General features: G+C 62.2%; 13 protein-coding genes and 3 tRNA genes. 7 read left to right on the top strand and 9 right to left on the bottom strand.

From position 1 onward, the window contains the following. Positions 1-89: 89 nt before the first annotated feature. The 8 genes from DRB19_RS27070 to DRB19_RS27110 all read right to left on the bottom strand — a co-directional run bounded on the left by DRB19_RS27070 (position 90) and on the right by DRB19_RS27110 (position 5,786). Positions 90-431: a response regulator gene (locus tag DRB19_RS27070; protein WP_114189101.1), complete on the bottom strand. Its 342-nt coding sequence runs from the start codon at positions 429-431 to the stop codon at positions 90-92. A gap of 731 nt (positions 432-1,162) precedes the next feature. Next, the gene (locus tag DRB19_RS27080; RefSeq protein ID WP_114189102.1) at positions 1,163-1,402 is read right to left on the bottom strand and encodes a hypothetical protein; all 240 of its coding nucleotides are present in this window, start codon (positions 1,400-1,402) and stop codon (positions 1,163-1,165) included. 244 nt (positions 1,403-1,646) lie between these two features. After that, a tRNA-Gly gene (locus tag DRB19_RS27085) sits at positions 1,647-1,721 on the bottom strand. A gap of 24 nt (positions 1,722-1,745) precedes the next feature. Beyond that, a tRNA-Ala gene (locus tag DRB19_RS27090) sits at positions 1,746-1,821 on the bottom strand. 133 nt (positions 1,822-1,954) lie between these two features. Next, positions 1,955-2,031 (bottom strand) — tRNA-Arg (locus DRB19_RS27095). A 103-nt stretch (positions 2,032-2,134) separates the two neighbouring features. After that, the gene (locus tag DRB19_RS27100) at positions 2,135-3,583 is read right to left on the bottom strand and encodes a sensor histidine kinase (protein WP_245439855.1); all 1,449 of its coding nucleotides are present in this window, start codon (positions 3,581-3,583) and stop codon (positions 2,135-2,137) included. A gap of 8 nt (positions 3,584-3,591) precedes the next feature. After that, on the bottom strand, positions 3,592-5,058 hold the full coding sequence (locus tag DRB19_RS27105) for a dihydrolipoyl dehydrogenase family protein (protein WP_245439856.1): 1,467 nt from the start codon (positions 5,056-5,058) through the stop codon (positions 3,592-3,594). Further along, the gene (locus DRB19_RS27110; protein WP_147022774.1) at positions 5,055-5,786 is read right to left on the bottom strand and encodes a TVP38/TMEM64 family protein; all 732 of its coding nucleotides are present in this window, start codon (positions 5,784-5,786) and stop codon (positions 5,055-5,057) included. The genes DRB19_RS27105 and DRB19_RS27110 overlap by 4 nt, the downstream gene beginning before the upstream one ends. Before the next feature lie 336 nt (positions 5,787-6,122). Between DRB19_RS27110 and rpmH the strand changes: the two genes are divergently transcribed. The 4 genes from rpmH (at position 6,123) to DRB19_RS27130 (ending at position 9,264) form a co-directional block, all read left to right on the top strand. Further along, a complete protein-coding gene (gene rpmH / locus DRB19_RS27115; protein WP_027314822.1) occupies positions 6,123-6,257 on the top strand; it encodes a 50S ribosomal protein L34 in 135 nt (44 codons plus the stop codon). Between the two features lie 20 nt (positions 6,258-6,277). Further along, positions 6,278-6,709 carry a ribonuclease P protein component gene (gene rnpA / locus DRB19_RS27120; protein ID WP_114189105.1) on the top strand — a complete coding sequence of 144 codons (432 nt, stop codon included), beginning with the start codon at positions 6,278-6,280 and terminating at the stop codon, positions 6,707-6,709. Beyond that, positions 6,702-8,549 (top strand): membrane protein insertase YidC, encoded by a 1,848-nt coding sequence (yidC, locus tag DRB19_RS27125; RefSeq protein WP_114189106.1) that lies wholly within the window; start codon positions 6,702-6,704, stop codon positions 8,547-8,549. Before rnpA ends, yidC begins: the two co-directional genes overlap by 8 nt. Positions 8,550-8,625: 76 nt before the next feature. Continuing rightward, positions 8,626-9,264, top strand: coding sequence for a CatB-related O-acetyltransferase (locus tag DRB19_RS27130; protein ID WP_114189107.1), 639 nt, complete (start codon positions 8,626-8,628; stop codon positions 9,262-9,264). Between the two features lie 16 nt (positions 9,265-9,280). Here DRB19_RS27130 and DRB19_RS27135 read toward each other — a convergent pair whose 3' ends face one another. Further along, positions 9,281-9,865: an NUDIX domain-containing protein gene (locus tag DRB19_RS27135; protein WP_114189108.1), complete on the bottom strand. Its 585-nt coding sequence runs from the start codon at positions 9,863-9,865 to the stop codon at positions 9,281-9,283. Between the two features lie 212 nt (positions 9,866-10,077). Here DRB19_RS27135 and yihA point away from each other — a divergent pair, with 212 nt between their 5' ends. The 3 genes from yihA (at position 10,078) to argB (ending at position 12,090) form a co-directional block, all read left to right on the top strand. Next, positions 10,078-10,737: a ribosome biogenesis GTP-binding protein YihA/YsxC gene (yihA, locus tag DRB19_RS27140; RefSeq protein ID WP_114189109.1), complete on the top strand. Its 660-nt coding sequence runs from the start codon at positions 10,078-10,080 to the stop codon at positions 10,735-10,737. Further along, positions 10,734-11,102, top strand: a complete 369-nt coding sequence (locus DRB19_RS27145) for a DUF423 domain-containing protein (RefSeq protein ID WP_114189110.1) — start codon at positions 10,734-10,736, stop codon at positions 11,100-11,102. The genes yihA and DRB19_RS27145 overlap by 4 nt, the downstream gene beginning before the upstream one ends. Positions 11,103-11,178: 76 nt before the next feature. Continuing rightward, complete coding sequence (gene argB / locus DRB19_RS27150; protein WP_114189111.1) at positions 11,179-12,090, top strand: acetylglutamate kinase; 912 nt, start codon at positions 11,179-11,181, stop codon at positions 12,088-12,090. Positions 12,091-12,164: the final 74 nt, after the last annotated feature.

The raw sequence follows: 12,164 nt of genomic DNA on the forward strand, positions 1-12,164 counted from the left end.
GGGCGCCCTCCCCAACCGGTTTTAGACCCAGGGTGTCATGTCGACTTTGCACGCTGAGTGCCATTTCTGGATTGCACCGACAATCCCTCTCACACCAGCGCTGTTCTCAAGACGCCAATCACCTGGGTCATCCTGTAGGGCTTCGAGATGATGATCCCTCCGGGCACAGGCTGCATCTGCTCCGCATAGCCTGTCACATAGACGACGGGCAGATCCGGGAAGCGCTTGCGGAAGGCCCGGGCCACCTCCCAGCCATTGGCTCCTGGCATGCGAATGTCGGTCAGTAGGGCGTCGACGGCGATCCCAGCTTGCAGGAGTTCCAGAGCTTCCCCGCCGCCGGGCGCCTCAAAAGCTTCAAACCCGGCATCTTCCAATCCCGCCACAGCCATCTCACGGACGAAGGGATCATCTTCAACGACTAGAACTTTCATCACGTCCGCATTTGCCCGGTTCCTCGATGGTGGATGCTTGTAGCTCTGAACCCAGTTCAGTTCGATAAATGAGGTTGTGCGGATTTCGTCACTCCCCCGCAGACCTACTGCTTGAGAGGTGGCCGCGCCTTGTTCGAGGGGTTCACTGGGTCGGGGTCAGAATGGCGCACCATCGTCTCCCGGGAGGTCGCTAAGGCTTCCCAGGTTCGGGCCATTTCCAGAAGCTGCTCCCGCTGCTCTCCCAAGGGCATTTGCTTGGCGAGGACCCGGCACTCCTGGGCATGTCTCCGGTAACTTGATGCTGTTTTCATGGCTAACAAAGGGCCTCGTGACGCGGGACCATTTATGGGCCGGCGCAGCGAAACGGCAACCCCTGCTCGGGTCGGTGCGGTTCAGGATCAGCCCATTCCTCAAAGCGTCTTCCCAGAATCGAATAGCCAAGCAGGAACTTGGATCGATCCGATCTGTTGTGGGCATTAGGCTCGATCAACAAGGTCGTCGTACGATGTACCGCTACGATAATCTCGACCGTTATTGGTGCCCGATTGTAGCAACAAGCGCACTTACTTTTGTCGCTGGAATAATCGTTTCGCCTCTTTCGAAGTAAGCTTGTCTGTGGCGCGCCGAGTTCTAGGTCGCGCTCGATCATGAGGCTGCAGAACCGCCCCACCCGCTGTTCCGAGTCAATCCGGTGCAGCACCAGATGGTGCTTGATCGGGGAGCGCAGCTCGTCAGGCATGCTGGGCGCGCGGGAGGTTCATCCAGCCGCGAACGTGGTCATCGAAATAGGCATGCGTGCCGTAGCTCGCCGCGAACACGCGCCAATAGTGCGTCCCTGTCATGTCGTCAGTTTCCCAAACCCCGACCGTGACCGGATAGACTGGCGGCGCGTCCACATCCTCAAGCCAGAGGATGATCGGCGTTCCGTCGCGTGGCGCGACGCTGACCGGATACCAGATCCCGGATCTCATTTCGCACCGTCCTCTCCTAAACCGCCTCGGCTCTGCTAATTGCCCGGCGCCAGTCTGTCCAAGGCCGCTTCAAGTTTTGGGTCTGGATCAAAGGGTTTTGGAGGGGTCCTCAGCACGGCTTCAGGCAGAGGAAACATGGACGAGAAATGTGACGCTGGTAACGGAGCTAGCAACTGCGACCTTCAGCGTGCCGGGCCAGCACTCTAACTATCTAAGCGAGACGGGCGTAGCGGGGTTTGGAAACTGGAGCGGGCGAAGGGATTCGAACCCTCGACCCCAACCTTGGCAAGGTTGTGCTCTACCCCTGAGCTACACCCGCTCGCTCCGTTTCGTCAGACCAGATTGGTGGAGCCAGGCGGAATCGAACCGCCGACCTCTTGAATGCCATTCAAGCGCTCTCCCAACTGAGCTATGGCCCCGTCCCTGAAATGCCGGCGTGGTTTTGAGCAAGCTGTGCATGCCGCATCCATGGCACTGCTTCCCATATGCTTCCCAATTACACTTTCTGGGAAGCAGAAGCTGCACTTGCTACAGTTAAGTCCTTGAAAAGAATGGCGCGCCCGAAAGGATTCGAACCTCTGACCCCCAGATTCGTAGTCTGGTGCTCTATCCAGCTGAGCTACGGGCGCCTGATCGGCAGCTGCTTGCGGGAAGCAACGTTGGCCGAGGCGGGTGACTTAAAGGGTTCCTGAGCGGTTGGCAAGCCTGTTTGTGAAAAGATATGCGGTTCGGTCAAAGACCGTTCTCTGCGGAAGACCGGTCAGGAATGGCGACCTTGAAGCAGGCGCCATCCTCGGCTTCGTCCAGCGTGATCGTGCCGCCATGGAGGCGAGCCAGTTCGGCTGCGATTGACAAGCCCAAGCCCGCGCCACCCTTGCGAGCGGATCCCTGAAACGGCGTGAAAAGATCGACCCGGACGCGCTCCGGTATGCCGGGGCCATTATCCTGAACGGAGACGATCACCGCTTTCCCCTCTCGCCGCGCCGTAACCTTGATGCCTGGTCTGCCGCTCGACGACCCCGCTTGGCTCAGCGCCTGCACGGCGTTGCGCACGAGATTGACGAGGATGCGGGACAGCTGGTCCGGGTCCGCATCGACCTGAAGGTCCTCCGGGACATCGGCCTCAAAGGCGATGTCGGCTCCGGGCGCAAGATCGGTCAGGTGCCCAAGGTCGTCCACCAGGGACGCCAAAGGAAACAGCTGACGCTGTGGCAGATGTTCGCTCGCGCGTCCGTAAGCCAGGGTTGATTCGCAGAACGCGATGGCGCGGTCGAGGGTGGCCACAAGGCGCGGCGCAATCCGCTGCACCGTCCCGTCCCCGCCATCGCGGCCCCGGTCCAGCCGGTCGGTGAGCAGCTGAGCCGTCGTCAGCATGTTGCGCAGCTCGTGGTTGATCTTGCTCACCGCAAGGCCCAGCTGCGCCAGGCGGCGCTTCTGGCGCAGTTCGTCCGCGAGCGTCGTTTCCATCCGGGCCAGTGCCTGCTCCGCAAGGCCGATCTCGTCGGCCCGATCGGTAGGCCTGATCACCCGTGAGGCATCCTCGGGATCGCCCGAGAAGGCCGCTATGTTTCCTGTCAGCCGTTGCACCGGGCGCACGATCACCCATTGCAGAGTGAGGTAGACGAAAGAGGCCGTGATCAGCGAGATGAGAAGCGACAGAAGAAGGATGTTGCGCGAGAACTCGAGCATGGCGGCCCGCAAGGGACGGGGATCGAGAATCAGCTCGACGAAATCGACCCCCATGCCCTTTCCGATCACGTGCATCGGCTTTTCAGACGGGAGAACCAGGTCTTCGAACGTATCCCCGACGAGATCGAGCCATCTCACGTTTCGCAGGTCAATGCTCTTGTCGACCTCCGGCGGCACGTCGCCACCTGCAAGCAGGCTTCTTCGCCCTCCGCCTCGAAGCGCGATTGCCCTCGCCCCGACGCTGTTCAAGAGGCGCATCTCAAGTTCTTCGGAAATTCCTTCCTCGGGTGCCGCATCGAGCACGACCGCGGCAATCTGCGCTGCCGCCAGACGATCGCTCAGCCAAGTCAGACGGAAGCTTACAATAGACGGTACATAGATCAGCACTTCCGCGATCATCACGAAAAGCGCCGTCAGAAGGAGCAAGCGCGCCGAGAGGCCGAATTGGCCCGCCAAGCGCCACTTCACCGGATGCGGCTGCTCCATGTTCATTGCAGTCGTTACCCCAGGCGGCGGACCAGGCCGATGACCCGTCGCGACCACGGATTCTGGGTCAATGGCTTCAAAAACTCCACTGCCGTGCTCTTAGTCACCTCGGATAGGGATGGATAGGGATAAACCACTCCGGCCAGATCGGAAACCTTCAAGCCATGCGTCATGGCAAGAACCCAGGGCATGATCAACTCGCCGGCGCGCGGCCCGACGATGGTGCAGCCCAGGATGCGCCCACGCGGCGTGACGATGGCCTTCACATGCCCGGAGGTCGCCCTTTCGGCACGCGCCCTGTCGTTGTGGGCGAAGGACCAGCGCAGGATTCTGATGCTCTTGTGCTCGGCCCGCGCCTCGTCCTCGGTTCGCCCTACGGCGGCAAGTTCGGGATCGGTGTAGACCACGCGAGGAATAGGCGTGTCGCCGGCCTTGACCGGCAGCCCGAAGAGAGCGTTGCGGATCACGAGGCCGGCATGGTGATTGGCCACATGGGTGAAGCGGCCGCCGAGCTTTGGTCCGCTGGCGCAATCGCCGATGGCGTAGACGCGGGAGTTCGTGGTTTTCAGCCTCTGATCCACGCGAATCCCGGAACGGTCGGTCTTGATCCCAGCCGCTTCGAGACCTAAGCCGTCGGTGACGGCCTGACGACCCGTGGCTATGAGAACGTGAGTGCCGTCGATTCCGTCCCCACCCATAGCCAGCAGGATGGATACCGGCGAATTCTCGCGTCGTTCGATCCGGTCAATGGCGCACCCGGTCCTGACTTCGACGCCCTCCGACCGCAAGGCGCGTTCGACAACCGCGGCCATCTCGGGATCTTCGCCGCTGAGGAGACGCTCGCCTGCCTCGATCAGGGTGACCTCGGAGCCCAAGCGCCGGTAGGCTTGGGCGAGTTCGACGCCCGTGGCGCCGCCCCCGATCACGATGAGATGCTCAGGCTTTTCCGCCAGATCAAAAACGGTTTCATTGGTCAGATAGGGAACCTGATCAAGGCCCGGAGTGGACGGCAGGGCGGGCATGGAGCCGCTGGCGATGACGAAACGCCGGGCCTTGATCAGTCGGCCGCCCGCCGACACGGTCTGAGCATCTGTGAAGGATGCCTCCCCCTGGATGACCTGAACCCCCATGGCGGTGTAGCGCTCGATGGAATCCATCGGCGCAATAGTGCTGACGACCTCCCTTACGTGCTCACGGACTCGGGAGAAATCGACCGAGGGTCCCTCCCCTGTCCCGATGCCGAAACGCCCTGCCTGACGAAGGTCGTGCGCGTGATGCGCGGCGGCGAGCAGCGCCTTCGACGGCACGCACCCGACATTGAGACATTCTCCGCCCATCCGGTGCTTCTCGACGAGGACCACGGAAGCCCCCATGGAAACTGCGATCGACGCCACGGACAGACCGGCTGAACCGGCCCCGATGATGCAAAGATCCGGCTTGAGGGTCCCGGCGTCGCGGCTGATTTTATAGGTTTTCTTCACGCAGACATCCTCTTGCGTCGCCCTTGCCAGCGCCTGACCAGAATCGGGGCCAAAGCCAAGATTCCCAGGATGCCCAGGGCTATCATGAGACGAGGGGTCAGCAGGCTCTTGGCGCTGAGCTCTAGCGCGCAATCTCCGCCGCCGCGGCTCAGGCACTCGGCCCGGACGCGCTGTTGAGCCGCAATCACGTCATCAAGCCCTGAGCCCGCAAACGCAAACGCGAAGGAGGCGGGGATCATGCCGATCTGGGTCGCCAGGACGAAGGTTTTGAGCCGCAGACCGAAAAAGGCTGCCGCCAGATTGGTCAGCCAGAACGGCACCACGGGCATCAGGCGCAGGAAAAGCAGGTAGGAAAAGGCGTTGGTTTTGAAGCCTTCCGCGAATCGTTGGATGCGGGACCCGGCCCGCCGCAGAAGCGACTGTCCGACCGAGGTCTTGGCGATCAGGAAAATGCACGTCGCGCCAAGCGTGGCGGACATCGACGCAACGGTGCCGCCGATGGCCCAGCCGAACAGATAGCCCCCAATCGCGGTCAGGAATGCGGACGCCGGAAGCGACAGGGTGACGGCCGCCACATAGACCAGGACATAGAGGCCAAGCATCTGAAGCCAGCGGGCTTCGACCAGCTCCCGCAGACGCACTTGATAGTCGACGAAGGTTTCGAAGCTTAAGGAGCGGTGGAGCCCGGTAGCGAAGACGGCGACTACCCCGGCCAGAATGACCGCCAACGGCAAATATCGCCACAGCCTGCTTTTTTTCCCTTGTGCCTCAAGGTTTCTCTGCTCTTCCGCCACGCCTTGTCCTTGTCTTTCGCACCCATTATGTAGAGCCCGAAACGGCCAAGCCCAAACGGTCCCGCGCTTTTCGGACAACGGGCCCGATTATGTCCGGAACGCGAGAGCGGCGTTGACTTTGGCGGTTCGTTCCGTCATAAGCGCGCAAGCTGACAGCGCTCTTCATGGGCGCTGATCGTTTTTTCGAAACAGTTTCGGGGAAAACCCCAAGAAATCCAGACGGGCGCGAGCCTTTGAGCACCGCTGCCCCTATTCGACCGGAGAAGAGCCGTGAAGAGGACGTATCAACCGAGCAAGCTGGTTCGCAAGCGCCGCCATGGCTTCCGTGCGCGCATGGCGACCAAGGGTGGCCGCAAGGTCATTGCGGCTCGCCGCGCCCATGGCCGCAAGCGCCTGTCGGCGTAAGCAGCGCAAGGGTTTGCCCGGTGCGCGAATCTCGCGCAGGTTTGATCGGGCGCCTGACGAAACGACCTGACTTCGTCGCGGCGGCCTCGGGCCGCCGCTTTCATACGGAGCGGATGACGGTCCAGGGCCGTCTCCGTGAAGATGCGGGTTCCGGCCTGCGCTTTGGCCTCACGGTCACCAAGCGGGTCGGCCACGCCACCGAACGCAACCGGATCAAGCGCCGGCTTCGGACCGTATGCCAGCAGGCGGGCAAGGATTTTGCCCATATCAACGTGGATGTCGTGATCATTGGACGCCGCGACATCCTGGCCGCCGACTACGCCGTGCTCATCGACGATCTCCAGCGCGCGCTGCGAGTCGTCACCAAGCAGAAGAGCCCACGGCCCGTAGCCGGTTCCATTCCCTCCTCACCGCCCCTTAACGGCGAGCGTCGCGGACATTCCCATGCGTGAAGAAAACAGAAACCTCATCGTCGCCATCGTGCTGTCGGTGGCGGTTTTGATCGGCTGGCAATACTTCTTTGCGGCTCCGGAGGCCGAGCGGCAGCGCGTAGCCCAGCAGCAATCCACGCAGGTCAATCCCGCCGCACCGAACCAGCCTCCCTCGCCGAGCCAGGCGGGCGGACCTTCGGCTCCTGTGCCAGGTACGGTTCCAAGCGCGCCGGCGGTTCCGGTCGTCGAGTCCCGCGAGGCCGCGCTTGCGCGTTCACCGCGCGTCGCCATCGACACGCCGGCCATCGCAGGCTCCATCAACCTGCGCGGGGGCCGCATCGACGACGTGGCGTTGAGACGGTACCGCGAGACGGTCGATCCCAAGAGCCCGAACATCGTCCTGTTTTCGCCGTCCGGCAGCCAGAACCCCTATTACGCCGATTTCGGCTGGGTCGGCACGCAGGCCGGCCCCCTTCCCGGCCCGGACACGGTCTGGACGGCCGATAGAACGTCGCTGACGCCCTCGTCGCCGGTGACGCTGACCTGGGACAATGGCCAAGGCCTCGTTTTCCGCCGCTCGATCTCGGTGGACGACAAGTCCATGTTCACCGTCAAGAATGCTGTCGAGAATCGCGGCTCCGGGCCCGTGACGCTGCACCCCTACGGTCTCGTGTCCCGCCACGGCAAGCCTACGACGCTTGGCTATTACGTGCTGCACGAAGGCATGATCGGCGTTCTGGGCGACCAGGGCCTCCAGGAATACACCTACGCGAATCTCGACAAGGAAGAAGCGGCCCTGGGCCAGAACACAGTCGGCAAGGCCTGGGACGGAGTGACCGGCGGCTTCCTGGGCATCACCGACAAGTACTGGGCCGCAGCGGTCATTCCGGATCAGGCTCAAGCCTACCAGGGATCCTTCACGGCGCGGCAGGACCAGAACGGCCAAGTCTATCAGGCCAACATGCTCGGCAGCCCTCAGACGCTGCAGCCCGGCAGCACGACGGAGACGACGCAGCGCCTTTTCGCGGGCGCGAAGGAAGTTGCTGTCGTCGACGGCTATCAGGACACGCTCAACATCAAGAATTTCGATCTGCTGATCGACTGGGGCTGGTTCTACTTCATCACCAAGCCGCTGTTTAAGGTGCTCGACTTCTTCTACCGGATGTTCGGCAATTTCGGCGTCGCGATCCTGCTCGTGACCGTGGTCCTAAAGCTGATCTTCTTCCCGCTGGCCAACAAGTCCTATGCGTCCATGGCCAAGATGAAGGCGGTCCAGCCGGAAATGGCCTCGATCCGCGAGCGTTTCGCGGACGATAAGATGAAGCAGCAGCAGGCGCTGATGGAGCTCTACAAGAAGGAGAAGATCAACCCGGTGGCCGGTTGCTGGCCGGTGCTGATCCAGATCCCGGTCTTCTTCGCGCTTTACAAGGTTCTCTTCGTCACCATCGAAATGCGCCACGCGCCGTTCTTCGGCTGGATCCGCGATCTTGCGGCGCCCGATCCGACCTCGGTGTTCAATCTGTTTGGGCTCATCCCATACAACCCGGGTGCAGTGCCGGTGATCGGTCCCTTCCTGATGCTCGGGATTTGGCCGATCATCATGGGCGTCACCATGTGGCTGCAGATGAAGATGAACCCGGAGCCGCCGGATCCGGTACAGAAGCAGGTTTTCGCCTGGATGCCGGTGATCTTCACCTTCATGCTCGGCTCCTTCCCGGCCGGACTCGTGATCTACTGGGCCTGGAACAACCTTCTCTCCGTCAGCCAACAGGCCTTCATCATGAAGCGCAACGGCGTTAAGATCGAACTCTGGGACAATTTGCGCAGCACATTTGCGCGGAAAAGCCCCGCCAAAGGCTGATCGACCCGACGCGACACCGTCATCCCCGGGCTGGTCCCGGGGATTTTTGTTTGCGCAGTTGGCCCAAGGAGGATCGATGGCAGGTCCCGACCCGACAACGCCCCACCCCATGCCCGGTCATCCGCGGGTGGGCTTTCTCAAAGCTTTCGTGAACCAGCCAAACATCAAAATCGGTGACTTCACTTATTACGACGATCCGCGCGGCCCCGAAGGCTTCGTGGAGCGCTGCGTGCTGCACCACTACGACTTCATCGGCGACAAGCTCATCATTGGAAGGTTCTGCGCCCTTGCGACCGGCGTCGCTTTCATCATGAACGGCGCCAACCACGCCATGACGGGGTTTTCCACCTACCCGTTCAACATCTTCGGCCGGGGCTGGGAGGAAGGCTTCGACTGGGGAACGATCGAGGCGGGAATCAAGGGAAACACGGTCGTGGGCAACGACGTTTGGATTGGCCAGGAAGCGACGATCATGCCCGGCGTGACCATCGGCGACGGAGCGATCATCGCGGCGAAAGCCGTTGTGACCGCCGATGTGCCCCCTTATGCCATCGTCGGCGGCAATCCGGCTAGGATCGTTCGCAAGCGCTTTACCGATGGTGCGATCGCGGAGCTTCTCGCCATCCGCTGGTGGGATTGGGACGTCGAGAAGATCACGCGCAATCTCAATGCGATCCGGGGAGCGGATCTGGCCGATTTGCGAGCGGCAGCCTGATCGCTGCCGGCCGCTTTTACACGCCCATCAGTCCCTTCAGCTTGATGTGCTGAAGCAGCATGATGGTCTTTCCGTCGATGATCTTGCCCTGATCGATCATCCCCAGAGCCTCGTCGAGGGTGATCTCGAGCACCTCGATATCCTCGCCCTCGTGGGCGTCCCTGCCGCCAAGCCCGATACGATCCTCCGGCGAATATCGCGCCACGAAGAACATCAGCCGTTCGGTCACGCTGCCGGGGCTCATGAAGATATGGAAGACCGGCTCGGTGCCGCGCAGCTTGTAGCCGAGCTCCTCCTCGGCCTCGCGGCGAATGCAGGTTTCCGGATCATCCTTGTCGAGAAGCCCGGCACAGGCCTCGATGAGAGGCTCGACATGTCCGCTGACATAAGCCGGCAGCCTGAACTGCTGCACGAGCAGCACCGTGCCGCGCTCAGGATCATAGGGCAGAATCACGGCCCCGTTCCCCCGGTCGTAGGTCTGACGGACCTGCCGTTCCAGGCTGCCGTCCCGGCGCCGATAGTCGAACGTGACCCTCTTCAGCACGGCCCAGTCGTCTGAAAGAACCTCGACGGATCGGATTTGGATGGGCTCGTCGATCATAAGGAAAGCCTTGTTTGGTGGGCCTGTTCTCAGGCCGGGAACGGGGACAGGCAGCGCGCAAACCTCTGCCGCGATCGAGGATGCTGAAGTAGGAGCCTGAACGCACTCCCCTGAACTTGTAGAGCGGCACTACATTTCTGAAGAAGCCCGGCGTCCCGCGAAAGCCGGGCCGGCAGGGATCGCCTTTCGGCTCCAAGCCGTTATAAGGGGCTATGACCGAGACAAGCTCCCAAGATTTGGACCCTTTCCTGGAGATCGGCCGCAAGCTTTTTGCCGGCGAGGCGGACTTCATCTGGGCCGCAAACTCCCTGAAGAACCTGCCTCCCATGAGCAAGGTAGAGATCGCCTTCGCGGGCCGCTCCAATGTAGGGAAATCGAGCCTCGTCAATGCTTTGACCGGGCGCAACACCCTCGCCCGCACGTCTCATACGCCGGGCCGGACGCAGCAGCTCAACTTCTTCAACATTGGCCAGCGCTTCCACCTCGTGGACATGCCCGGCTATGGCTACGCCGCCGTCGAGAAGGAAAAGGTGCAGGCCTGGACCCGGCTGATCCACGATTACCTGCGCGGTCGCGCCAGCCTCGCCCGGGTCTATGTGCTCATCGATGCCAGACACGGCCTCAAGCCTGTCGACGAGGGCATTCTGGAGACCCTCGATAAAGCAGCCGTCTCCTATCAGGTCGTTCTGACGAAGGCAGATGAGCTCAAGCAAGGCGAGCTCGAAAAGTGCATCGCCGACACGGCGGGAAAGATCGCAAAACGCGCCGCGGCTTTTCCCGAAATCATGCCTACCTCGAGCCGCTCGGGCTTCGGCATTCCCGAACTTCGCGCTGGGATCGCCCGGCTCCTGAGAGAACGGGGAGCCGAATGAGCCTGCCCGAGCGCATCCTCATCGTGCTAGCCTCCCTCTCGGGCATTCTGGGTGTCGGCCTGTCGGCCGCCGCCGCGCATGTGACCGGCGGCAGCCTTGCCACGGCGGCGCAGTTCCTCCTGTTCCACGCCCCCGCCCTTCTGGCGCTTGTGGCCCTTTCGGCGGGCGGCTTCCTCCATGTCACCCTGGCGCGGCTTGCCGGCTTCGTCCTAATCCTCGGCCTCGCGCTGTTCTGCGGCGATCTCTCCCGCCGTGCATTTCAAGGCGTGCCCCTCCTGCCGATGGCGGCTCCGACCGGCGGCGTATTGCTGATGATCGGCTGGGTTCTTGTGGGCGCGGCCGGTCTCTTCGGCCGTTCGTCCTGAAGTCTCTGTTTGCAGACCTGCCGCCTTGGGCTAGAAGGCAGGCCGCTTTGCAACGTTTTTCGAGCTGGAGCCGTCTATGTCCTCTTCGCCTACGCCCGATCAGCTCCCTGATGTCCACGTCCAGGCCGAAGTGCTCGTGCAGGCTCTGCCCCATATGCAGCGCTACGACCAGCAGGTCGTGGTGATCAAGTATGGCGGCCACGCCATGGGCGACCGCGCGGCCGCGGAGGATTTCGCGGAGGATGTAGTCCTGCTCGAGCAATCGGGCATCAAGCCCATTGTGGTCCATGGCGGTGGGCCGCAGATCGGCAAGATGCTGGAAAAGCTCGGCATCAAATCCGAATTCCGGGCCGGCCTTCGGGTCACGGACGAGGCCACCGTGGAGGTGGTCGAGATGGTGCTTGCGGGCTCCATCAATAAGCAAATCGTGGGCTGGATCGGAGCCGAGGGCGGCAAGGCGGTAGGCCTGTGCGGCAAGGACGGCAACATGGTGACGGCCCGCAAGATCACCCGCACCTCCGTGGATCCCGAATCGAACATTGAGAAGGTGGTCGATCTGGGCTTTGTGGGGGAGCCCGAGAAGGTGAACCGGGAGGTTCTGGACCAGGTGCTCAGCGCCGAGCTCATTCCGGTCTTGGCCCCCGTGGCCGTGGGCCAGGATGGCCAGACCTACAACGTCAATGCCGACACCTTCGCGGGCGCCATCGCGGGCGCGATGATGTCGAAGCGCCTCCTGCTCCTGACCGATGTTCCGGGTGTTCTCGACAAGAACAAGAACCTGATCCCTGAAATGACCATCGAGGATTGCCGGCGGCTCATCGCCGACGGCACCATCACGGACGGCATGATCCCGAAGATCGAGACCTGCATCTACGCCCTGGAGCGGGGCGTCGAGGCGGTGGTCATCCTGGACGGCAAGGTCCCCCATGCGGTTCTGCTGGAACTCTTCACCGATCACGGCGCCGGAACCCTGATCCGGAGGGGCTAGAGGGTGTCTGGAAATTAAGCTGCTGCATGGGCTAATCGTTTCGTCATGAGGCGGCTCATCGCGAGATAGATCCA

This window comes from Microvirga aerophila, from assembly GCF_003332305.1.
Lineage (GTDB): Bacteria > Pseudomonadota > Alphaproteobacteria > Rhizobiales > Beijerinckiaceae > Microvirga > Microvirga aerophila.

Coding starts and splice junctions, on each gene's coding strand:
- DRB19_RS27070 (WP_114189101.1), bottom strand. CDS start 431: ATGAAAGTTCTAGTCGTTGAAGATGATCCCTTCGTCCGTGAGATGGCT.
- DRB19_RS27080 (WP_114189102.1), bottom strand. CDS start 1,402: ATGAGATCCGGGATCTGGTATCCGGTCAGCGTCGCGCCACGCGACGGA.
- DRB19_RS27100 (WP_245439855.1), bottom strand. CDS start 3,583: ATGAACATGGAGCAGCCGCATCCGGTGAAGTGGCGCTTGGCGGGCCAA.
- yidC (WP_114189106.1), top strand. CDS start 6,702: ATGCGTGAAGAAAACAGAAACCTCATCGTCGCCATCGTGCTGTCGGTG.
- DRB19_RS27130 (WP_114189107.1), top strand. CDS start 8,626: ATGGCAGGTCCCGACCCGACAACGCCCCACCCCATGCCCGGTCATCCG.
- DRB19_RS27135 (WP_114189108.1), bottom strand. CDS start 9,865: ATGATCGACGAGCCCATCCAAATCCGATCCGTCGAGGTTCTTTCAGAC.
- yihA (WP_114189109.1), top strand. CDS start 10,078: ATGACCGAGACAAGCTCCCAAGATTTGGACCCTTTCCTGGAGATCGGC.
- DRB19_RS27145 (WP_114189110.1), top strand. CDS start 10,734: ATGAGCCTGCCCGAGCGCATCCTCATCGTGCTAGCCTCCCTCTCGGGC.
- argB (WP_114189111.1), top strand. CDS start 11,179: ATGTCCTCTTCGCCTACGCCCGATCAGCTCCCTGATGTCCACGTCCAG.